This is a genomic window from Shewanella cutis (genome assembly GCF_022410515.1).
Lineage (GTDB): Bacteria > Pseudomonadota > Gammaproteobacteria > Enterobacterales > Shewanellaceae > Shewanella > Shewanella cutis.
Map to the genome: position 1 here is coordinate 141,188 of NZ_JACSDI010000005.1, position 21,931 is coordinate 163,118.

The 21,931-nt window shown below is 46.5% G+C and carries 18 protein-coding genes; 10 read left to right on the forward strand and 8 right to left on the reverse strand.

The annotated features are described in order from the left end of the window. The first annotated feature begins 65 nt into the window (after nt 1-65). The 6 genes from H9J30_RS10290 to H9J30_RS10315 all read left to right on the forward strand — a co-directional run bounded on the left by H9J30_RS10290 (nt 66) and on the right by H9J30_RS10315 (nt 5,038). Nucleotides 66-1,157 carry an aminoglycoside phosphotransferase family protein gene (locus H9J30_RS10290; protein WP_240130947.1) on the forward strand — a complete coding sequence of 364 codons (1,092 nt, stop codon included), beginning with the start codon at nt 66-68 and terminating at the stop codon, nt 1,155-1,157. Next, nucleotides 1,154-1,834 (forward strand): N-acetylmuramate alpha-1-phosphate uridylyltransferase MurU, encoded by a 681-nt coding sequence (gene murU, locus H9J30_RS10295; RefSeq protein WP_240130948.1) that lies wholly within the window; start codon nt 1,154-1,156, stop codon nt 1,832-1,834. Before H9J30_RS10290 ends, murU begins: the two co-directional genes overlap by 4 nt. A gap of 94 nt (nt 1,835-1,928) precedes the next feature. After that, nucleotides 1,929-2,717 (forward strand): co-chaperone DjlA, encoded by a 789-nt coding sequence (djlA, locus tag H9J30_RS10300; protein WP_240130949.1) that lies wholly within the window; start codon nt 1,929-1,931, stop codon nt 2,715-2,717. Nucleotides 2,718-2,772: 55 nt separating this feature from the next. Beyond that, nucleotides 2,773-3,417 carry an outer membrane beta-barrel protein gene (locus tag H9J30_RS10305; RefSeq protein WP_240130950.1) on the forward strand — a complete coding sequence of 215 codons (645 nt, stop codon included), beginning with the start codon at nt 2,773-2,775 and terminating at the stop codon, nt 3,415-3,417. Between the two features lie 44 nt (nt 3,418-3,461). Next, nucleotides 3,462-4,427, forward strand: coding sequence for a D-2-hydroxyacid dehydrogenase (locus H9J30_RS10310; protein WP_240130951.1), 966 nt, complete (start codon nt 3,462-3,464; stop codon nt 4,425-4,427). 242 nt (nt 4,428-4,669) lie between these two features. Further along, entirely contained in the window at nt 4,670-5,038 is a 369-nt protein-coding gene (locus tag H9J30_RS10315; protein ID WP_240130952.1) for a cell envelope integrity TolA family protein, read from the forward strand. A gap of 251 nt (nt 5,039-5,289) precedes the next feature. Here the strand turns inward: H9J30_RS10315 and H9J30_RS10320 are convergent, their stop codons facing one another. The 4 genes from H9J30_RS10320 to purT all read right to left on the reverse strand — a co-directional run bounded on the left by H9J30_RS10320 (nt 5,290) and on the right by purT (nt 11,688). Next, nucleotides 5,290-5,712, reverse strand: a complete 423-nt coding sequence (locus H9J30_RS10320) for a BLUF domain-containing protein (RefSeq protein ID WP_240130953.1) — start codon at nt 5,710-5,712, stop codon at nt 5,290-5,292. A gap of 756 nt (nt 5,713-6,468) precedes the next feature. Continuing rightward, nucleotides 6,469-8,751 (reverse strand): tetratricopeptide repeat protein, encoded by a 2,283-nt coding sequence (locus H9J30_RS10325; protein ID WP_240130954.1) that lies wholly within the window; start codon nt 8,749-8,751, stop codon nt 6,469-6,471. Next, nucleotides 8,741-10,276 (reverse strand): DUF3142 domain-containing protein, encoded by a 1,536-nt coding sequence (locus H9J30_RS10330; RefSeq protein WP_240130955.1) that lies wholly within the window; start codon nt 10,274-10,276, stop codon nt 8,741-8,743. Before H9J30_RS10330 ends, H9J30_RS10325 begins: the two co-directional genes overlap by 11 nt. A gap of 236 nt (nt 10,277-10,512) precedes the next feature. Then, the gene (gene purT / locus H9J30_RS10335; protein ID WP_240130956.1) at nt 10,513-11,688 is read right to left on the reverse strand and encodes a formate-dependent phosphoribosylglycinamide formyltransferase; all 1,176 of its coding nucleotides are present in this window, start codon (nt 11,686-11,688) and stop codon (nt 10,513-10,515) included. Nucleotides 11,689-11,905: 217 nt separating this feature from the next. Here purT and H9J30_RS10340 point away from each other — a divergent pair, with 217 nt between their 5' ends. The 4 genes from H9J30_RS10340 to H9J30_RS10355 all read left to right on the forward strand — a co-directional run bounded on the left by H9J30_RS10340 (nt 11,906) and on the right by H9J30_RS10355 (nt 17,664). Continuing rightward, nucleotides 11,906-13,393: an AAA family ATPase gene (locus tag H9J30_RS10340; RefSeq protein WP_240130957.1), complete on the forward strand. Its 1,488-nt coding sequence runs from the start codon at nt 11,906-11,908 to the stop codon at nt 13,391-13,393. Between the two features lie 604 nt (nt 13,394-13,997). Next, a complete protein-coding gene (locus H9J30_RS10345) occupies nt 13,998-14,957 on the forward strand; it encodes a hypothetical protein (RefSeq protein WP_240130958.1) in 960 nt (319 codons plus the stop codon). A 1,143-nt stretch (nt 14,958-16,100) separates the two neighbouring features. Then, entirely contained in the window at nt 16,101-16,517 is a 417-nt protein-coding gene (locus tag H9J30_RS10350) for a DUF3302 domain-containing protein (protein ID WP_240130959.1), read from the forward strand. 1 nt (nt 16,518) lies between these two features. After that, entirely contained in the window at nt 16,519-17,664 is a 1,146-nt protein-coding gene (locus H9J30_RS10355) for an HlyD family secretion protein (RefSeq protein ID WP_240130960.1), read from the forward strand. Between the two features lie 123 nt (nt 17,665-17,787). On the opposite strand, the gene H9J30_RS10360 is transcribed toward H9J30_RS10355, so the two are convergent. The 4 genes from H9J30_RS10360 to cysP all read right to left on the reverse strand — a co-directional run bounded on the left by H9J30_RS10360 (nt 17,788) and on the right by cysP (nt 21,822). Next, a complete protein-coding gene (locus tag H9J30_RS10360) occupies nt 17,788-18,918 on the reverse strand; it encodes a sulfate/molybdate ABC transporter ATP-binding protein (RefSeq protein WP_240130961.1) in 1,131 nt (376 codons plus the stop codon). Next, nucleotides 18,915-19,784: a sulfate ABC transporter permease subunit CysW gene (gene cysW / locus H9J30_RS10365; RefSeq protein ID WP_011073419.1), complete on the reverse strand. Its 870-nt coding sequence runs from the start codon at nt 19,782-19,784 to the stop codon at nt 18,915-18,917. The genes H9J30_RS10360 and cysW overlap by 4 nt, the downstream gene beginning before the upstream one ends. A 9-nt stretch (nt 19,785-19,793) precedes the next feature. After that, on the reverse strand, nt 19,794-20,639 hold the full coding sequence (cysT, locus tag H9J30_RS10370; RefSeq protein WP_011073418.1) for a sulfate/thiosulfate ABC transporter permease CysT: 846 nt from the start codon (nt 20,637-20,639) through the stop codon (nt 19,794-19,796). A gap of 175 nt (nt 20,640-20,814) precedes the next feature. Continuing rightward, nucleotides 20,815-21,822 (reverse strand): thiosulfate ABC transporter substrate-binding protein CysP, encoded by a 1,008-nt coding sequence (gene cysP, locus H9J30_RS10375; RefSeq protein WP_240130962.1) that lies wholly within the window; start codon nt 21,820-21,822, stop codon nt 20,815-20,817. Between the last annotated feature and the right edge of the window lie 109 nt (nt 21,823-21,931).

The following is a 21,931-nucleotide window of genomic DNA, read 5'->3' on the forward strand; positions in this document are numbered from 1 at the left end:
AGTTGCAAACTACAAGTGCAACGCAGCAAATAAATCTCTCAATTTCTTAGCTGTTTCCAAATTATATGCCAGCTATAATAAAGCAATTTTTCTATAAGAGCCATGAAATGACTTTATCTGATCCGAGATTTATTTCCCTTAATCAGTGGCTGAACCGTTATTTTTCCGATGATGTGACCCCGATATTGATTTCAGGGGACGCCAGTTTTAGACGTTATTTTCGCGTGTTTGCACATGATACTCGTTACATTGTCGCCGATTCACCGCCTGCGCTGGTGCCTATCGCGCCTTTTATCGCCCTTGCGAGTGCTTACGCGGCAGCGGGACTGACAGTTCCAAAAGTTATCGCATCTGATGCAGAGCAAGGTTTTATGCTATTGAGCGACTTGGGGGATATCCAGTTATTGTCTGTGCTCACGGATGACAATGTAGCCGACTATTACCTGCGCGCGTTGGCATTATTACCGCAGATAGCGACTGTAGTTGAAAGCCAAGATCCCGTTTCTGGCATCACGCAACCATTACCTTTGTATGATGAGGCGTTTGTGCGCCGTGAGCTGGGGATCTTTACTGAGTGGTTGTTAGAGAGGCATTTACAACTCGAACTTAGCCATGAGGAACGCTTACTGCTGGAGAAGAGTTTTGGCCTCTTAGTCGAAAATGCCCTCGCTCAGCCAAAGGTGGGGATGCACCGGGATTTCCATAGCCGCAACTTGATGCTTAAAGATGGTTGCTTATGTGTGATTGATTTCCAAGATGCGGTGTTAGGCCCTGTGACCTATGACGCTGTGTCTTTACTACGTGATTGCTATATCCGTTGGCCGCAAACCATGGTGCAGGAATTAATGCAGCAGCATTATCAGCAAGTGCTTGAGTCGGGGCACATTCCCGAAGGTACGTCGTTTAGCCAGTATCAAAGCTGGTTTGATTTAATGGGGCTACAGCGCCATATCAAGGCCGCAGGGATTTTTGCCCGTTTACACTATCGTGATAACAAGCCTGCCTATATGGCCGACATTCCGCTGACCTTGTCCTACATTGTGGATATTGCCAGCCTTTATCCTGAGTTGGCACCGTTTTCCGCTTGGCTGCAATCGCGCGTTGTGCCTGCGTTTGCGGCTAAGGAAAAGAATACTCAGCAGGGAGACAAGCAATGAAGGCGATGATCCTGGCGGCTGGTAGGGGAGAGCGTTTACGCCCATTAACGGACACTTTGCCAAAACCCTTAGTGCCCGTTTTAGGTAAACCGCTGATTGTGTACCATATTGAGAAATTAGCCGCCGCAGGTATTGTTGATATTGTGATTAATCATGCTTGGCTTGGGCATAAACTGGTTGAAACCTTAGGCGATGGCAGTGCCTTTGGGGTTAAAATCCGTTACAGCGCCGAAGCTTGCGCCCTCGAAACTGGGGGCGGGATTAAACAAGCCCTGCCATTGCTCTGTGATGACGACTCTGATGCGCCATTCTTAGTGCTTAATGGTGATGTGTTTATCGATGCGTTGCCGCAAATCATGCCATTAGCTGAGGCTGCACTCGCACATTTATGGCTGGTGCCGAATCCCGAACAACATCCCCATGGGGATTTTGCCTTGAGCGAAGGTATTGTGCGTGAGCAAGGCGAGCATAAGTACACTTTTTCGGGGATAGGCTTATATCGTCCATCATTATTTAATGGCACGGCCGATGGCGCGTTTGCCCTTGGCCCATTACTGCGGGCAAAGATGGCCGATGGTCACATTACAGGGACACGCTTTAATGGATTTTGGTGCGACGTAGGTACGATACCACGTCTGCAAGCGTTAGAGTCAACGTTGGAGTCCGCACTGACGTAAGCGTTAGCCATATAGCCTGACGCCTTAAGTTAGTGGTTTTCACTCTTTGTTTCGATTGAGTGACTTAATACATCATAAAAATTTGGGATATAAGATGCGCTTTTGGGGTAAGTTTTTTGGGTTTGTTATCGGGTTTATGTTTGGCCGTATCTTTGGTGCGCTACTGGGCTTATGGCTTGGGCATCTCTACGACAAACGCGCCAGTGTTGGCGCCAGTTTTAGCCAAATCTTAGGGCAGGCAAAGAATCGCCAAGGCATATTCTTTAACACCACTTTCGCTGTAATGGGCCATGTGGCTAAGGCATCTGGGCGGGTAACCGAGACCGATATTCGCATCGCGACCCTGTTGATGGATCAAATGCGTTTAACGGGGGATGCCCGCAAAGAAGCGCAGCAGGCCTTTCGTGAGGGCAAGGAGCCTGATTTTGACCTGCGTAGCAGCCTGCAAGCTTTTCGTGCAGTCACCCAAGGCCGTCAAGAATTAGTACAAATGTTTATCGAGATCCAAATTCAAACCGCCTTATCGGATGGTGAGCTCGATGCCGCTGAACATGCGATCTTGATGACGGTAGCCCAAGAATTAGGGTATGGTCGTGGGCAACTCGATGAACTACTTAAACGTTGGCAGGCGGAATTTCGTTTCCATCAAACCTCGAGCGGTAATAAAACCTCAATTACCGATGCCTATCATTTGCTTGGTATAACAGCTGAGGCAACGGATCAGGAGGTTAAGCGGGCTTATCGTAAGCTGATGAATGAACACCATCCCGATAAGTTAGTCGCTAAGGGCTTGCCGCCTGAAATGATGGAAATTGCTAACCGTAAAGCGCAGGATATTCAAGCTGCGTATGATAGGGTGAAATCGGAGCGTGGGATGCGCTAAACCTTCGGTTAGCGTTGTCGACGCAAGGAATTATAAAATACATAAAGGGATTAAGATGAAATACGCTAACCAATTGTTTGCTATAGCAGGTTTGTTACCCCTCAGTCTTGTCTTACCCGCCCACGCTGATCCAGAGCTGTTTGTCGCCCCCTTTGGTGGTTACAGCTTTGGTGGCAGTTCGTTTGATATCAATCAAGTGGATGCCGAAAACGCGGGAACGAGTAATAAACAGAGCGTGGGTATTGAAGAGGCGAGCCACTTAGGCTTAATGCTCGGGATTGGTACCAATGATCCTGGCAATATTTATCTTCTTTATAGTCGTCAGTCGTCCGAGCTCAAAAGTGGCGGCCTGTTTACTCCAGATTTAGTCGCCTCATTGGATGTAGACTATATCCATCTAGGCGGTACCTTATTCTTTCCTAACGGGGATTTTCAGCCTTACATTACCGCCAGTGCAGGTGTAACCCGTATGATGCCCGATGATTGGTCTACGGAAACCCGTTTCTCCATGGGCATTGGTGGCGGCGTCGAGTACCGCATGATGCAACATTTCTCTGTGTTTGCGGATCTGCGGGGATACGCCACCTTTATTGATAGCGATACCTCACTTTTTTGTAATGAAAATGAATGCTTATGGCGTGTCACCTCTGATGTGATGTGGCAGGTTCAAGCTAACGTAGGGGTAAAACTGAGTTTCTAATATCCGATGTGATTGGTAAGGCTAAGCGAGATTAAGAGGTAAAGATGAAAATAGTCGTACTCGATGGTGAAACGTTAAACCCTGGGGACTTAAGTTGGCAGGCTATCAGCGACTTAGGGGAATTTAACTGTTTTGCCCGCACACCCGATGCCGAGATTATCCCGCGTGCGCAGGATGCGGAAATTGTGCTCACCAACAAGACCCCCCTCGATGCCAACACCTTAGCCAAACTGCCCAAGCTTAAATATATCGGTGTGCTGGCTACGGGCACTAATGTGGTAGATCTAGCAGCAGCAAAAGGCTTCGGCATAGTCGTAACAAACGTGCCCGCCTATGGTCCCGATGCCGTTGCACAAATGGTGTTTGCCCATATTTTGCATCACACGCAAGCTGTTGCGGCGCACCATCAAGCCGTTGCCGCAGGGCAATGGAGCAATTGCAGTGACTTTTGTTTTACCTTAATGCCGCTGCAATCCCTTAAAGGCAAAACCTTAGGACTGATTGGCTATGGCGATATTGGTCAACAGGTCGCCCATCTTGCTTTAGCCTTCGGCATGAAAGTATTAGTCAATACCCGCACTGAACTTGCACACTTACCCCAAGGCGTCAGTTGGACATCACGGGATAAGGTCTTAAAGGAGTCCGATATTCTCTCACTCCACTGCCCATTAACCCCAGAAACTAACGAGCTTATCAACGCCCAGACCCTTGAGTTGATTAAGCCGAAGGCATTACTTATCAATACCGCCCGCGGTGGATTAATTGATGAGGCTGCGCTTGCTGTTGCATTAACGCAGGGCAGAGTCTTTGCTGGCGTTGATGTGTTATCAACTGAGCCACCGAGTGCCGATAATCCGCTGCTGAGTGCGCCTAATATTAGCATCAGCCCGCACAATGCCTGGGCGACAAAGGAAGCGCGGCAGAATTTACTTAATATCGCGACGGAAAATCTTAAGTCTTTTCTCCAAGATAATATTCGCAATTGTGTAAATAACCTGAGCTCGGAATAAATAGAGCCGCTGAATAGGCATCTTTTCGGGCCTCTCTGCGTTGCTCAGTCTAACCATAGCTCGTTAGGGTGTATGACAGAGTCCCTTGATATGCGCAAAAATCTGCGCATTCAGTCAGAAAAAAATTCTTCTTTTCAAAATAATCATTTATAGCATTGATTTAGTTTGTTAAATTTAGATCTTTCCGACACTCGTTACCCCGAGTTCAGGTTAAATAGCAAATAATGTGAACAAGGAATGTTATGTATAGAACCTTATTAGTATGTATGTTTGGATTCGCTTTAAATGGCTGTGCTAATCAGATCAGGGTGCCAAGTTCCTGCCAAACCGTAAACGAGTGTGCAGAATTAATAAAGCTCAAAATTCAATCCAATCTTGAATTTGATGAATCATTTAAAGATCAGGCGGTAAAAGTTAACTTTCATCTTGATCAAAGCGCTAATGTTATTAGTTACACAATATTAGAACCTAGCAAAGTTATTAAGCTTAATGAAGCTGTAAAATCTGCAGTGTTTATCTCATCGCCTTTTACAGAGGTTTTATCCGCTGATTCAGAGGTTTTTTCTGAGATAAAAGAAGTGAATCTTATCGTGCTCCCACTTTTAGATTAAATAATACCCCATAAAATAGAACGTCGAACGACAGGTTAAGTTGTACTAGCTCTGACCTGATCTGACAGTTGCCCATTTTTTAGTGAGCCATGATCACCATGGCTCACTTTTTTAGTACTTCCGTAATCTTTAGATTGAAAGGCCACATACAACAAACTTTTGGACAAATACGCGTGAGGTTTCTTTACTCTAATTTGTGGGGTCGAATTAAGCCGATTGTTAGGGTAAAACCTGCAGCAACGAATGTTCTGTTACAACGAGTCTCGCAATTTCAGAAAGGTTTTCTTACCTCGATTTGGACTGCTTGCAATCATACTGATGGGGGATTTAGCGGGGTTGAAATTTTCATACCCAATCAACATTTTTTTGACTGTGTTCTCATCGAGCAGTTTAAATGCCATAGACCATTCAGAAAATGCCCTATGATCAATATTACCCTGATAAAAAACTTCGACACTAGTATGCCTTTCGTCCCTAAAAATAGTTTGAAAAAGCCCTCTGACCTTTAGTTCTTCACCCTCAAGAATTTGCATTATCTCCCGATTGTGATAGACCAGCATCCCAGTTATATCTAAGGCTCGGTTTTTTGCTCTGGCTTTTTCTAAAATGCTTAAAAGTTCAGTATCAGATAAACCTGCCGGTGCGATACTCGTATAAAGTAATTCAAATAGCATTGTGCTTACTCCCTTTTGGTTGATTGCAGTAGAGTTTTCCCTAACGTCTTAGTCTTTATGCGCTGTGCAGTTTACAGGGCATAAATTGCTTGTTGGACTTGGCCGCTGCCAAATCACAATTAATTGGTATGCTTAATGCGGTTAGAATTTGCTTTTTGAGGCTGGCTCTATCGTATCGAGTGTTTCCGAATTGATTGAATTGCTTGATATGTAATGATTGCATTGAGATTTCCTTGTCATTGTAGTGCTTCCATAACATCTTTTTTAGTCTAGCTGATTCGAGCAGATTTATACCAATCACATTAAATATCTAATCAGTTCAGAGCCTCACAGGCATCTCAATCCAAGGCGCATTGACGAAGAAATGGTTACTCCCTTTTAAGTCAATGTAACACGGGAGTGAGATGCCTGTGAGGCTCCCGAAGGGCGGGGTTGAACGGGCTTTATACTGCGTTTAAGGCTTTCGACAGAGCGCCACTATGCCTTCAAGCCTTCGCCTTGTCTAAAGCGCGTTTAACTCCCGCTGAATGAACAGATATTTAATACGATTGGTATTACACATTCAGCTGAATCGCAGAATGAAGTGGCATAGTGAATTTGGGCACCTAATAAGAAATGTTATGTTCCCCTCAAAACCCATTTAGGTAACAACATGAATAAAAGTAAATGTGCACGATATAGCACTGTGTAGAGGCTGGAATATTTGCTCAGCTTTAGCGCCTTTCTTTGGGAGTCTAAGAAAGGCGCTTGGCATTATTACTGTTTACGCTTTCTTCTGCGCCACGCGTAAGCACCAAGCAGGGCGGCGATAACGGCAAAACTGAAGGCTACGGGCTTTTTCAACTTATGGTATATCGCATTCCACTTGGCAACTTGGTTGGCTTTTTCCCTTTCAACCGCGCGGTCAAAATCCGGTGTTTCACACTGCAAACCAAAGTTTTCGGCCCAAGGCACAAAGGGGCCGTTGGCGACGTATTTTTTATAGTAACGGCGGGCGAGTTCATCATCGCGATATAACACCCAACCTGTGGCTTGGCACAATAGCGCTGCATAGGCTTGGCTGTTGTGGGGGACTAAGTCGGCGGCCTTGTTTGCCAGCTCTGCGGCTTGGTAGCGATAGTGAAAGCGTTTATCAGGAACGGCTTGGCTGGCGCTAATGCGTTGCTGTTCTTTATCGTTGAGTTTTTCCGCAGAATACCAATCTCTTAGGTCGAACATGCCCGCGTAAATTGAATAATCCGGCGCTAATTCAAAACCTAAAATGTCCATGCCTTGATGACGAGCGAGTTCTGCGGCAGTCCAATAGGCTCTGGCGCTCTCAATTCCTTTGCGACTCTTCGCTGTGGTCAATGCGTTAGCATAGTCTTGTACACTGGTATTGAGTTTGGGATTACTAAAGTAAACAGGGGCTTCGGCCATGGCGCCTTCACGTAATAATCGACGGCCAAGCAAGTAACGCAGACGATTGTTGATAGGTTCAACGCTGTCATACCAATCGCTATCCTTTGGATATTCAAAGTTCATCACCGGCACATGCTCGTCGATAAACCGTTTTAGTTCGGCGGTGGTTAGTACCCGTTCGGCGACATAGGCGATATCTTGCCAATATTCATCACCACTGGCGAATAGTTGACTGAGGGCATCGACATAGTCGCCGCGCTCAAGGGATAGCACTCCTTGTTCGGCGCGAATGCGGCAATAGGTTGCTTGTTCTGCATCGGCTTCAATGGCTTGTTGTTGCGTATCTTGCTGTGATGTTGAATTGGCGGCGGATGCGCTCATATCCGTCGGGAAATGACGCGCTGCTTGGGCGTAGGCGTTGGCAGCTTGTGCTTGATCGCCCTTTTGTAGCATTAATTTAGCCGTTAGCCACCAGGTGAGTCCGCTCGGTTTAGCGAGCGCAATCAGCCGCTCGGCACTGGCATAGTCGCCCAATTGATAATAAATCGCCGCGAGCTTATCGCCATGGGTGAGCACTACGCCATCGGCTGGAAATATACTGAGGATCTTGGCGACCTGTTGACCCATCTCTGTGAGCTGTCCATCGAAGGCGAAATCATTGGCGCTACTTTGCCAGTAAGCAATCAGTAACTGCTGCACACTTGGGTGCTGTAATAAGGGGGTTAACTCGGTGAGATTTTTCGCCATCAAACTGCGGCTTAACATGAGTAGCGAGTCATAACCACTACTGTCGCCCTCGGCCGATTGTGTTGCATACAGTTCGATCACCTTACCTAAGGTGGCGGGATTTAAGGCTACGTCTATTTTAGGCGCTTCATATTCCTCGTGGGCAATCTCAATGCTCGGTTGGCCTTGATGCAGCAGAATGTAAGCTTGCTCACCTAGGCTGGCGAGACTTAAGCGCAGCGGATCGGCGGCTCCTTGGATGACCTCAGCCTGTAGCTGCATCAAGTAGGCATTGGCCTTTGCAAAATGGGCGTTTTCGGGCGAGGCTTTGCTTTGGATAAGCTCAATGCGAGATAAGCTATACAGCGCCCACAAGCTGCGTCCTGCGCGCTCACTTGCTGGTAACTCAATGACTTTTTTAAAGTAATTGCTGGCTTTATCGTACTCTTTTGCATCAAACGCCATGGCACCAAGGCTGTACCAGCTTAAAGCTGGTGGTAAGGAGTCTTTCAGTTGTACGGCGATTTGCTCGGCCTGCGCCAAACTGGGTGCATCCCGCAGACTATTCACCTGTGCAAGCTGCGCTTCAGATAACTCACTGTTTTCATAGGCGCGGGTTTGGGAAAGATAGCGACTGTGCACCTCATCCCAAAGGTATTCCTGCGCCGCTGGCGCATCTTGAAATTGCCACGCCAATGGCTTTGCAAGGCTACTCAGCTGCTGGCTAAAGGCGGTTTGCGGTAAATAGCTTAAGTTGTATTGCCTGTCTTGAGTTAATTGCAATGGGAAATCTGGGCCGCAGGCTAAGAGCGCGGGGGATAAGAGACTTAACCCAATCAGGCTGGTTTGTTTTAAGCTTGTTTTCCAGCGTTGAATCGCATTCGCTGGCAATGGATTTGAGTTATGGCGCATAAATTCCCTGTAAATGTAATGACTCACAACGTGCCCAGCCGATAACTCTGCGTCCGTTAGGGCTTAACACGGTTGCCGATATTGCACTCGGCGCAGAAAGGCGGGTGAGTGGCGCGGCTTTATCTTCTAATTGGGCGACTTGCGGTAACTGCCACGTTAATGTTCCCTTTGCCAATTTGGCTATATAACCATTCTGTGCATCATACCCGCTGCACGACTGTGCCGCTAGGGACAACTGGCTCGGTACCTTGCCTGCAAGATTGCCCTTATTGACTAAAACAAGTTGAAATAATGTGGTTTGGGGAGGTTTGTTCGCCTTGGGTTGCTGATCGGTTTGCTTTGCATTCGGAGCTGGCTCTTGTGCTAACTCTGTCATGGGTTGGCTTACCATCTGTAATTCTACCTGAGGTGCGAGCGGTTGCTGCTTGGCGACGGCAATGAGGGTTGATAGTGGCCACACCCGTTTATCGCCTTCTAATGGCAATCTAAACCAAATCATTCCCCGCAGGTTGGGATCGGCAAAGGTATGCAGTTTTTTGACAAAAGACTGTAACACCTCGGGATCGGCCATTAGCTCCTGCCGTGCTAAATACTGCGATGAAGTGTCTGCCAGTGGCATTCGTAGTGGCACTTCACTCTCCACCCGATAATCCGATGTAGTGCTATACACCGCCGAGCCATAGGAGGGCAGTGCAATCAAATAGGGTACCTTAGCTAATTGAGAAAGCTGTTCGATCCAGTGCCAACCTTGAGTGGCATCGAACAGCCCTAAACGCGGATCGCTCACGCTGTGAATTTGTAGTACGAGTTCGTCGATATGCTCAAACAGGGACGGAAATTCACTGCTGCTTAGCCAAGCGGGCAGGGCGGTGATACTGAGTTTGAGCGTGTTTGGTATTTGGCTTTTTAACTGGCGCAAAAAGGCATTATAGGCCGCGAGTTTACTGCTGGCGCTATCATGATCGATTTCAATGCCTGCAATAACAGTTCCTTGAGCTTGCCATTGTTTTAGTAACTCGCGGATTTTACTGATCACTTCGCTATTGTTAAGGCGCGTCAGTTGCCCATCTAATCTGATGACCGCGACTTTAGGGCGAGGATCTGCCTGTAACCATGCATGATTGACGTTAACCTCAAACCAAATATCGGCGCCATTGGGTTTAGGGTGAGCTTGCAGGGCGAGTATCCTCACGCCGTTAAATGCCCCTTGGCTTTCAACCAAGGCGCTCTGATTGGCATCGCGCCATTGGCGTTGCCATACATAGACTTCTTGGGACAATTCACGGGTTTTGGCTTTATCTTCCTTGAAGGGCGAAGGGTCATTGCTCGATGGCTGACAAGCGCTGAGTAAAAGTAAACAAGAGGCTAAACCTAAACAAATCAATCGTGATAATGAGCGGCATCGAGCACTGGTCAATTTGTTAATTAGTTGAATTTTAATTGAGTTTTTTAACGGCGCACTTGTGGGTCGCGTATAGGTTAACAGCGAGTTGGGGAGCTGGAAATAACGGCTGAGTAAATCCATTGAGTAACAGTAAAGCCTAGCGTAGGTCATGCTAATTGTGGGACTACTATGCCTTAAAACACCCCGCTATTGCATCAGGCTTTTGCATCAGAAGACAAATCAATGCTGTTTTAAGGCGAACTGTGTGTCTCTAAGATGGGGGATACAATAAAACGCCCAGCGATATCGCTGGGCGCAGTGCTTATCGCAAACTCAACGCGGCAATCTCATTGCGAACAATGGCTTCGTGGTTAACCTTAGAAAATCACTTTTACCTTAGATGCGCTATCCAGTGCTTTATTCACGGCGCTGTCGATATCTTTATCGCGGGCGAGGGCGACACCTAAACGGCGGCGACCATCGATTTCAGGCTTAGCGAATAATCTGAGTTGAGTATTTTCTGCCGCTAATGCCGCTGCAAGGCCTTGATAGCGAATATTTTTCGATTTGCCTTCCACCAAAACTACCGCCGAGGCGCTGGGGCCATGTTGATGAATATTAGGGATCGGCAGGCCGAGAATGGCTCTGACATGCAGTGCAAATTCTGATAAATCTTGGCTAATTAAGGTCACTAAGCCGGTATCGTGCGGACGAGGTGAGACTTCAGAGAAGTACACATCACTGCCCTTCACAAATAACTCAACGCCAAATAAGCCGTAACCGCCGAGGGCTTCGACTACTTTGCTGGCGATTGCTTGGGATTTTGCCAGCACGTCGGCTGACATGGCTTGAGGTTGCCATGATTCGCGGTAGTCGCCGTCTTCTTGTCTATGACCAATTGGCGCGCAGAAGTGGATACCGTTAACCGCACTAATGGTTAATAGGGTGATTTCGTAATCGAAGGGGATAAAGCCTTCGACAATCACGCGGCCACCGCCCGCACGGCCGCCTTCTTGGGCGTATTGCCAAGCTTTGGCGCTTTGGGCCACCTCGCGGATAACACTTTGGCCTTTACCCGATGAGCTCATCACAGGTTTGACCACGCAGGGCACACCAATTTTGCTAATCGCTTGATTAAATTCGGTTTCAGTGTCGCAGAAGAAATAGGGCGACGTCGGTAAACCTAAGGTTTCAGCGGCGAGGCGGCGAATGCCTTCTCTATCCATAGTGAGCTTGGTTGCGCGCGCGGTCGGCACCACATTGAGGCCTTCGGCCTCCATCTCTACCAAGGTTTGGGTGGCAATGGCTTCAATCTCGGGGATCACTAAGTGGGGTTTTTCTAGCTCAATAACGGCGCGAAGGGCCTTAGCATCGAGCATATTGATCACATGGGAGCGATGGGCAATTTGCATGGCGGGGGCATTGGGATAACGATCAACGCCAATCACTTCAACGCCTAAGCGTTGTAACTCAATGGCGACTTCTTTACCTAGCTCACCGCAGCCAAGCAACATGGCGCGTCGAGCGCCCTCGGTGTAGGGGGTTCCTATCATGGTGTGGGTACCTTTTTTATATTGGGATAATTGACGCCTTGGGACGTTCTTACGTCATAGTCTACCCCGATTAGTGGCAAAGCATGAGACTGAAATTAACAACTGTGTTTTTGATCAAGCTATTTAAGTTCGATGAGTGCTTGGCGTGGTAAAAATCCTGTTTGTGGCGGTATTTTATGTTAACTTTTCGTTTCATAACGGATTATGGACTTAAGATATGCAAGACATTCGCGATTTGACCGCTGTACTACGCTCTAAAACGCCCATCGTGGTGATTGAAACCTATGAAGAATATCGTGTTGTTGACATGCTTAAGCGAATCGCGAATGTACTCTATCAGCCGCTATTTACTTGGAGTATTACCCAAGGGCTCACGCGGGTTGATAAGCCGATGCCAGCACAGAAATTTAATACTGAACCCGGCGATATCTTGGGGCAGATTAAAGCGACGACCCAGCAGGGGATTTATGTGCTTTGTGATTTTCATCCCTTTGTTGTTGACGCACCTAAGAACGTCCGCCTACTGAAAGAAATCGCCCTCGAATACGATGCTTTGCAACATACCTTAGTGCTGGTCAGCCATGCCTTTGAGATCCCGCCCGAAATTAAGCGTTACTGTGCCTATTTTCAGCTGACTTTGCCGAGCACCTCGCAGCTTGAGAACTTGATTTACCTTGAAGTGGATAAAGTGCGCACCCAAGGCATGCCATTGAATGTGGATGAGCAGGCTGTGGTTAAACTAGCGGAAAACCTGCGTGGTGTAACCTTGGATGATGCCAGACGATTGATCCATAAAGCCATTGTGGATGATGGCGCCATTACTCACTCAGATGTGGATCTGATTAACAAAGCCAAATTCCAGTTGCTCGATCTTAACGGCATATTGCAATTTGAGTACGACACCAGTGATTTTTCGCAGATTGCCGGATTACATAATCTCAAAAAATGGTTAAAGCAGCGCGCGCCAGCGGCACATAGTCCCCAAGGAATGAGTGCCGCCGCCCAGATAGATACTCCAAAGGGCGTGTTATTACTCGGAGTGCAGGGCAGTGGCAAGAGTCTCGCGGCCAAAGCGGTGGCGGGTGTGTGGCAACGACCACTGCTTAGACTCGATATGGGCGCCTTATATAACAAATACATAGGCGAAACCGAGAAGAATCTACGCAATGCCCTCGAATTGGCCGATATGATGTCGCCCTGTATCCTATGGATTGATGAAATTGAAAAAGGCTTAAGCGGCAGTAACAGTGATCAAGGCACATCCACCCGCATTCTTGGCACCCTATTAACTTGGATGGCCGAGCGCAAATCCGAGGTGTTTGTGGTGGCCACAGCCAATGATATTCAAGCCTTGCCGCCAGAATTGATGCGTAAAGGGCGAATGGATGAAATCTTTTTTGTTGATTTACCCGACGAAACCATCCGCAAGGCGATTTTCTTGATCCATTGCCAGCGCCGCAGTATCGATGTGACTCGGCTCGATCTTGCCCAGCTTTCACGCCATAGCCAAGGGTTTTCGGGGGCTGAAATCGAGCAGGCGGTGATCGCCGCCATGTACAGCGCCCGCAGTTTAGGGCGCAGTCTTGACCAAGACTTGTTATTAGAAGAGCTAACTAAAACCAGACCGTTATCGATTGTGATGGGCGATAAGATAAATGCCCTCAGGCAATGGGCCGCAGGCCGCACAGTCAATGCCCATGAATAGGTTTGGCATTTTAGTCCCCCAAGGCTTGCCATAGCTTGAAGGCTAGCCCTTTGTCGCTGAACATTTGAGATAAATAAAATAATGGATACCGAAAAGTCAGACCTGACGATAAGGGATTTCAACATCAGTTACAGTGAATCAGACTTGCCTAGTCTGGTTCACACGCGAAAACACAGCCATTTTGCCCTGGCTTCGGGTGCCCCATTCCGTGTTTCGGCTCGTTAGCTCAACCGAAAATTCCCACTCCTGCTGCCATACAAATTCTTATCTATTTGCCTATGTTTGGCCTTACCAGAAATCGACATATAATGTATGGGTATACAGTCGTATTTAAATTTAGGTGTTTTGGTATGATTTTTAGACAAAATCAGTGCGCACTAATTCCATCTGAAATAAATAAAACTCTTTAAAATCAGTTGAATATAGTAACTGAATTTTAGTTAATAGGTTTGGAAAACGCGCATGCGCGTTTTTACAGATGGTGTATTTGATAAATATCTGATAAATTCAGCATAAACAGATAGTTAGCTGTGCGCATTTTTACTGGTCTAACGTGATAAACGCGCATGCGCACTAATAAAATGTTATATTTTTGGAGACTTCAGTGGACAATAAACTAAAGAAAGAAATTGGATCTATTGAGAAACTGAATAAAAATAAAAAATTTGAATGCCTTCATCCTGATTGTAAAGCAATGTCAATTGGTTCACATTCACAGCAACACAATGGACAGCTTAAAATAATAAGCAAAAATGATGAAGTTTACGCAATGAATTTCAATATGTATGAAGTTCTAACTAAAGGCTCAAGTGCATTCTCATTAGTTAAAACTCCAATTAAAAATGCGTCAACATATCCTGGGTTTTGTCAAAGTCATGATGGCCAGATATTCGCACCAATAGAAAAGCATTCACTACATTTAAATAATACACTACAAGTAGCAACATTATTTTTACGTGCGATCACTTACGAAATTACACGTAAAAAACTAGCACATTTTAAAACAAACAAAATACTTGAAAAGTGCGCCAAATTACTACCTGCAGAAACAGTAGAAAATTATAAACTCCAAAATCTAGGTCGAGAGAAATTCATTAATAATGACTTGCCATTTTATCTAAAAAAAGCTTATTCAGCGTGTAACACACCAAACTCAGGTGTACTGAAAAGCAAGTGGATTGTTATAAATAAAGTTATTAAAGCTTCCAATTGTACGGTATTTTGTCCGATAAGAGACTCAGTAGAAAGGTATTATCACCAAGCAATTGCCTGTCCTCAGGTCATGTCTACTTTCAATCTAGTTCCAACCGCTAATGAAACTCATGTTGTTGTATCTTGGTTGACGGAACATGACAAAGATAATCACTGGATTGACGATGCAATGGAAAATCAGTTAGAAAAATTCATTAACTATATCGCTATTTGTGAATCAGAAGATATTTGTTTAGGACCTGATTTATGGGAGTCAGTTGATGTATTTACTAGAGAAAAGGTTCATTTTGCAATGCATCATGAATTGTATCGTGGTTCGCTAAATGAAATACCAATCATAATAAAAATATAACAAAAACTTGAAACTGGACGGCACTACGTGCCGCCATTTAAGTAAAAGTTAGCTGTACTAGCCCATAGAGATTTTCATCCTAAAATGACGAGTTAGAGTTAATAACCTAACTCATTTTGTCCCAAAAGTGAGCCAGTGAATCACTCTACACCAGACTGATTCACGCCAACCGCTAAAACCCGCTCTAGTGCCCCATTTGCGGTTATTCTGGGGCGGTTTTTTCTTAAGATGAATCAAATCTCTAGAGAACTTATTCATGTCCCTGTTATGCCTATTCCGATTGGTTATATTGAGCATTGATTAGTTTGCAGCCAACCGAAGCATTACTAATAGAATAGCTAATCCGAATCTGGCTAATAAGAGTGAATTATCTAACAAGGTTTTGTCCCAAAACGAGTCACTATCTTCTTTAAAACAAACAGGCTTCGCCGATGCTAAACAGGTGAGCCATGGCGATTAGCGAGACGACCGTCCGCCTCACGGACGGGGCGGTCGAGCATCCAAGGATGGACTCGCAGCGTGTCGTCGAGCAAATACCATGGGGCGCCCTTCAATATTTAACCCTCTTTTGTCCCAAAGTGAGCTAGTGAATCAGACTTGCCTAGTCTGGTTCACGCATACAATCCTGCCATTTGGGTTAGCTTTGGTATTAGCCTTAAGTCATTTTATATGACGCTGGTAATCTGCCATTCAATCACTTTAATTGCTGTTGTTAAGCTAATGTTGGCTTGCGTTAATGGTAAGCAAGCTGAAAGTGTTTGATGTTGTTGGTTTGCGCGTTGATGGTAAGGTTTTTGGGCAAATTTACGACAATACATTCATCAGATGTGACTCTTAAATGATTTTTATAGGTGGCCAGATGTGGTTATCAACTTTTAGTTCTAGACTAAGTATTGGGTTATGTAACATCCCAAGATTACAAGCATTTTCAGTCTATGAGTTAGCCTGTGCGGAATGACAGATGCAGATATCAATGCGGGCGTTATGTCGCAAATTATTAATAGGAGAGTGTCTAAACGTTATCATTTAGAGTGTCGATATATGGCGTGTATAAAATCAAAATTTACGACAGGTATAGCGTTATTTCGGTATTGGGAAGGGGTTCTAGCCGAAATAAACATTAGGTAGGGAATGGGGGGGAGCATGTTTTTGGATTATTTTGCCTTAGGCGTTTTGTTTTTTGTCATAGTGGTGATTTTTTATGGGGTGATTGCCATTCACGATATCCCCTATGAAATAGCAAAAAAGCGCAATCATCCGCAACAGGATGCATTGCATATTGCGGGATGGGTGAGTTTATTTACCTTACATGCCATTTGGCCTTTTTTGTGGATTTGGGCGACCTTGTATCGAGAGGATCGGGGCTGGGGATTTAGCACTGTGATGAAGCGTGAGCAGGCTTTGGAGGATGATGTTAAAGCCCTTAGAGAAACGGTATTAGCGTTACAGGCAAAGCTTGAACAACTTGAAACGACACCCGTTTCTACGGCCGTTATTGCGCAAGAAGTGAATACGATAGAAGCCAATACTGTCGAAAATAGTAAAAAAGTCGAGGTATAACATGGATTTACTACTAATACTAACCTATGCCTCGATTTGCATTGTGATTTTTAAAGTCTTTAAGATCCCGATGAACAAATGGACAGTGCCAACCGCGGTATTAGGTGGTGTGTTCCTGATCGGGGCGTTATTACTGATCATGAACTATAACCACCCTTATTCGCGTTTTGCACGGGAATACTATGTCACTATCCCCATCACGCCAGCCGTAAAAGGATTAGTGATTTCGGTTGATGTCAAACCTAATACGTTTATCAAACAAGGTGATGTGTTATTCCGTATTGACCCAACACCCTATCAAGCGGTTGTTAAAACCAAAAAAGCGGCGTTGTTGGCGGCAGAGCAAGAGGTTCCTCAACTCAAGGCGGCCTGGGAATCTGCCAAGGCAAACGTGGCAAGAGTGGCTGCAGATAGAGAGCGCAATAAGTCTGCCTATGATCGTTATGAGCAAGGTCATCGTAAAGGGGGCGCTAATTCTCCTTTCACCGCGCTTGAATTAGACAATAAACGGCAACTGTATCTAGCTTCTGATGCACAATTGACCGCGGTGCAAGCGGAAGAGTTACGCGCGCGTCTTGCCTATGAGTCCAATGTGGATGGGGTGAATTCTAAAGTTGCTGGACTACAGGGTGATCTTGAAAGCGCGCTCTATAATCTCGAGCAAACTATAGTGCGGGCTCCGGCCGATGGTATTGTCACCCAAATGGCGCTGCGCCCAGGTGCGATGGCGGTGCCTTTACCTTTACGGCCGGTGATGAGTTTTATCCCCGACGAGCAGCGTTATTTTGCTGGCGCATTCTGGCAAAACTCCCTGCTGCGTTTGCAGGAAGGGGATGAGGCAGAAGTGGTATTAGATGCGGCGCCCGGGCAAGTGTTTAAGGGTAAAGTCGCTAAGGTTCTCCCTGCGATGGCTGAGGGGGAAATTCAGATGAATGGTACGCTGCAGTCGTCTAATCAACTGTTCCAAAGTGGTCGGGTTATCGTATTAATCGATATTGAAGATGACGCGATACGCCGCCAATTCCCGGCGGGTGTTGCTGGACAAGTGGCTGTGTACACTGAACATTTCCACCATGTGGCCGTGATGCGTAAAGTGCTGCTGCGGATGCAGGGCTGGTTAAACTACCTGTTCTTCGATGGGCACTAGCAGAGTTTTACGCTAACGACTTCGCTTGGAGCTGGTGTTAAGCTGTCCAAGAGTGAATAAAAAAGCGCTGACAAGACTGTCTGCGCTTTTTTGTTATGTGCAGTAGGTGAATGCAGGCTGAGATTAAATATCGAAGGCCAAGCTGCCCGGCGGGAGGAAGGGCCAGCTTTGACGCACGGGCGAGCCATCACCTTGTTCACCAAAGAAATAAGCCGTTCTTGGGGTGGCGTAGACCACACTGCCTTTTTGCAGTCCTAATTCTTGCAGATGATGGTGGGTAAAGGTGGCTTCCCACAGTTCTTCACTCTGCCAGCCGATAGGCGCCAGTTCGACACGCACTTCGGCGCCCACCGGTGTTATCGCCACTATGGTTAAGGGAATATGGGCTTGGCTGTTGGGCTTATCCGCCAGTGCCAGCTCATGGCTACGCACATAGAGCGCGCCGTTTTGTTGCAGTGGCGCTTGTTCTGGCGGTACTAAGAAGGCGTCACCATTGGTCCAACGATTTTGTTGCCAGCTCGCTTCAAACCGATTGACGTTACCTAAGAAATCAAACACAAAGCGGCTATTGGGTTGGGCATACAACTCAATCGGAGTATTGACCTGCTCGATATTGCCGTTGCTCATCACCACCACCCTATCGGAAAGCTCTAAGGCTTCGTCCTGATCGTGGGTCACAAACACGCTAGTGAATTTCAGCTCATCGTGAAGACTGCGCAACCAGCGGCGCAGTTCTTTACGCACTTTAGCATCGAGGGCGCCAAAGGGCTCATCGAGTAACAGCACTTCGGGCTGAGTCGCTAAGGCGCGGGCCAAGGCGATACGCTGTTTTTGTCCGCCCGAGAGCTGCTCAGGGTAGCGCTGTGCTAGGTGACCAAGTTGCACCATTTCGAGTAAATGGCTGACGCGCTTTTGGATTTCTGCAACCGAAGGCCGCTGTTTTTTGGGAATAACTTCGAGCCCAAAGGCGACGTTATCGGCTACCGTCATATGGCGGAATAGCGCGTAGTTTTGGAAGACAAATCCCACTCTGCGGTCGCGCACATGCACTTGGGTCACATCGCGATTGCCAAAATGGATGTGGCCGCTATCTGCGCCCTCAAGGCCGGCAATAATGCGTAGCAGCGTGGTTTTACCCGAACCCGATGGTCCGAGAAGGCCAATCATTTCGCCTTCTTGTATATCCAGATTGAGTGGCGATAGCGCCTGAAATTGGCCAAATTTTTTGGAAATATTAGTTAGACGAATACTCATAATGATTGGCTCTGCTGTTGATTGTTATTGGCGGATAAGCTGCGTTGTTGACGCCATTCCACTAAGGCTTTTAGCATGAGGGTGAATAGGGCGATTAAGGCAAGCAGTGAGGCGCTCGCGAAGGCGGCTTCGGCCTGATAATCTTCATAAAGTAATTGCACATGCAAAGGTAAGGTGTTGGTTTCACCGCGGATATTGCCTGATACCACGGCAACGGCACCAAATTCACCTACGGCTCTGGCATTGGTGAGGATCACCCCATAAATCAGTGCCCACTTGATATTGGGTAGTGTTACGCGGCGGAACAGTTGCCACCAAGAGGCGCCAAGGATCACCGCGGCTTCTTCCTCCGAGGCGCCCTGTTGTTGCATCAAGGGGATGAGTTCGCGGGCGACAAAGGGGCAAGTGACAAATATCGTTACCAGTAAAATCCCTGGCCAAGCAAACATAACTTGTAAATCGTGTTCGAACAGCCATGCACCGAGCCAACCGCTGTTACCGTAAAGCAATAAGTAGAGTAAGCCTGCAACCACGGGGGATACCGCAAACGGGATATCAATTAAGGTGATCAGTAACTTACGACCCGGAAACTCAAAGCGTGTCACGCTCCACGCGAGCATGACCCCAAACACTAAGTTTATCGGCACGGTGAGCGCCGCCACCATCAACGTTAGCCCAATGGCATGAAGAGAGTCGGGTTGGCTCAGATGCTCGATATAACGCTCCCAGCCACCGACAAAGGCTTGCTGAAAAATACTGACTAAGGGCAGCAGCAGTAACAACATCGCTAGTAGCACGGCAAGGGTGATCAGGCTCCATTTTATCAGGGGCGCTTCACCGACTTTTAAAGGTTTAAATGAATTCATTTTTGCTCCTTATCGGCCGTGAATACGGCGTAAATAACGCGCTTGCCACAGGTTAATGAGCAGTAACAACAGTAGCGATGTCATCAGCACGATAGATGCAATGGCACTTGCGCCTGCAAAATCAAACTCTTGTAGGCGAACAAAGATCATCAATGAAGTAATTTCACTGATGTATGGCATATTACCAGCGATAAAAATCACTGCGCCAAACTCACCCAAACTGCGGGTAAAAGACAATGCCGTGCCAACCATTAAGGCTGGCCACAGTGAGGGTAAAATCACTCGCCAAAAAACCGCTGCATCTGTTGCGCCTAAGGTCATGCCCGCTTCTTCTTCCTCATGGGATAATTCTTCCAGTACTGGCTGTACGGTTCGTACCACAAAGGGAATGCTGGTGAAGATCATTGCAACCACGATGCCCAGTGGCGTATAAGCCACTTTGATGCCTAATTCTGCTAATAGGCTGCCAATCTGACCATTTTCAGCATAGAGAGTGGCTAAGGTGATACCTGCAACCGCTGTCGGTAAGGCAAAGGGTAAATCGACCAAGGCATCGAGGATGCGTTTGCCGGGAAACTCATATCGAACCAGTACCCATGCGAGCAAAAGTCCGAAAAGACAATTAAATATCGATGCAGCGAGCGCCGACAAAATGGTGACTTTATAACTTGCCAGCACACGAGGATCGGCAATCACACCCCAGTATTCAGACCAGCTCATCTGACTGGTTTGCATAATCAGGCCCGTGGTGGGGAGTAGGAGAATTAAGCTGACAAATAGCAAGGACACACCAAGGCTAATACTAAACCCTGGCAGAACTCGCTTATGGCGTAAACGCCCATTAGTAAAAATCACTGAATAACCACCCGATAAGATTAATTGAGTTAATCCAATATTATCATGCTATTAGCAAGTTATTACCCAATTGCGGTTAAAGGCAACTGATATAAATCCTTGCTGTGATATAACCATAAAACCCGGGACGTTGCCCGGGTTGTCAGTTTGATTACTTATCTCTTTTTGGGCAATATCAACGTTTTAATAACTGATCCAGTTTGGCGCCATTGGCAAATTGCGTCTTCATGGCGTTGTCCCAGTTGCCGATGATTTGCTCGACCGTCATCAGCTCTACCGAAGGGAATTGCTTAGTAAATTCGGCAACCACCTTTTCGTTGTGAACGCGGTAGTTAAACCCTGCTAGCAAACGTTGTGACTCTTCACTGTAGAGATAGCTTAGATACTCAGTCGCTAACTCCTGTGTGCCATTGCGCTTGGCATTTTTCTCCACAACCGCAACAGGGAATTCTGCCAGAATCGAGGTTTTTGGCACGACAACTTGATAATCATCGGCACCATACTGCTGGCGAATATTGTTTACTTCAGATTCGAAGGTGATCAGCACATCACCGATACCGCGCTCAACAAACGAGGTGGTTGCACCGCGACCACCAGTGTCAAACACAGCGACGTTACCCAAGAACTTTTTCAAAAACGCATCTAAAGAAGCCTCATTATCTTTACCATAGTTTTTTTGGGCAAAACCTAAGGCGGCTAAATATGTGTAGCGAGCATTACCTGAGGTTTTTGGGTTAGGGAATACTAGCTTGACGTCATCTTTGGCTAAATCATTCCAATCGCTAATTTGCTTTGGGTTACCTTTGCGGACTAAAAACGCAATGGTTGAATAGTAAGGTGAGCTCGCATTAGGCAGTAATTGTTGCCAATTTTCTGGGATCAATTTGCCGCGATCATGCAGGATCTGCACATCAGTAACTTGGTTAAAGGTCACCACATCCGCTGGTAAGCCTTGCAGAATTGAGCGAGCTTGCGCTGATGAGCCTGCATGTGATTGTTTGATTTCAACCGTTTTGCCGGTTTTTTCTTGCCAATGTTTAGCAAATACAGGGTTATAGGCGTTAAATAATTCCCGTGAGATATCGTAAGAGGAATTAAGTAATGTTTGATCGGCGGCTGCGACATTGAGGGAGGCTCCCAGTAATAGGGTTCCCAGCAGGGCCTTAGTGAATTTTACTGGCATTTTGTACTCCTTAATCTGGCAACTGTGTCAGCTTTTGTGTCAGCTTTAGAGATAGAGTAATTGAAGTTTTTGTTTATAAAAAGCTAGTCGAATAGAACTTTTTTGAATA

Coding starts and splice junctions, on each gene's coding strand:
- H9J30_RS10290 (WP_240130947.1), top strand. CDS start 66: ATGCCAGCTATAATAAAGCAATTTTTCTATAAGAGCCATGAAATGACT.
- murU (WP_240130948.1), top strand. CDS start 1,154: ATGAAGGCGATGATCCTGGCGGCTGGTAGGGGAGAGCGTTTACGCCCA.
- djlA (WP_240130949.1), top strand. CDS start 1,929: ATGCGCTTTTGGGGTAAGTTTTTTGGGTTTGTTATCGGGTTTATGTTT.
- H9J30_RS10305 (WP_240130950.1), top strand. CDS start 2,773: ATGAAATACGCTAACCAATTGTTTGCTATAGCAGGTTTGTTACCCCTC.
- H9J30_RS10310 (WP_240130951.1), top strand. CDS start 3,462: ATGAAAATAGTCGTACTCGATGGTGAAACGTTAAACCCTGGGGACTTA.
- H9J30_RS10315 (WP_240130952.1), top strand. CDS start 4,670: ATGTATAGAACCTTATTAGTATGTATGTTTGGATTCGCTTTAAATGGC.
- H9J30_RS10320 (WP_240130953.1), bottom strand. CDS start 5,712: ATGCTATTTGAATTACTTTATACGAGTATCGCACCGGCAGGTTTATCT.
- H9J30_RS10325 (WP_240130954.1), bottom strand. CDS start 8,751: ATGCGCCATAACTCAAATCCATTGCCAGCGAATGCGATTCAACGCTGG.
- H9J30_RS10330 (WP_240130955.1), bottom strand. CDS start 10,276: ATGGATTTACTCAGCCGTTATTTCCAGCTCCCCAACTCGCTGTTAACC.
- purT (WP_240130956.1), bottom strand. CDS start 11,688: ATGATAGGAACCCCCTACACCGAGGGCGCTCGACGCGCCATGTTGCTT.
- H9J30_RS10340 (WP_240130957.1), top strand. CDS start 11,906: ATGCAAGACATTCGCGATTTGACCGCTGTACTACGCTCTAAAACGCCC.
- H9J30_RS10350 (WP_240130959.1), top strand. CDS start 16,101: ATGTTTTTGGATTATTTTGCCTTAGGCGTTTTGTTTTTTGTCATAGTG.
- H9J30_RS10355 (WP_240130960.1), top strand. CDS start 16,519: ATGGATTTACTACTAATACTAACCTATGCCTCGATTTGCATTGTGATT.
- H9J30_RS10360 (WP_240130961.1), bottom strand. CDS start 18,918: ATGAGTATTCGTCTAACTAATATTTCCAAAAAATTTGGCCAATTTCAG.
- cysW (WP_011073419.1), bottom strand. CDS start 19,784: ATGAATTCATTTAAACCTTTAAAAGTCGGTGAAGCGCCCCTGATAAAA.
- cysP (WP_240130962.1), bottom strand. CDS start 21,822: ATGCCAGTAAAATTCACTAAGGCCCTGCTGGGAACCCTATTACTGGGA.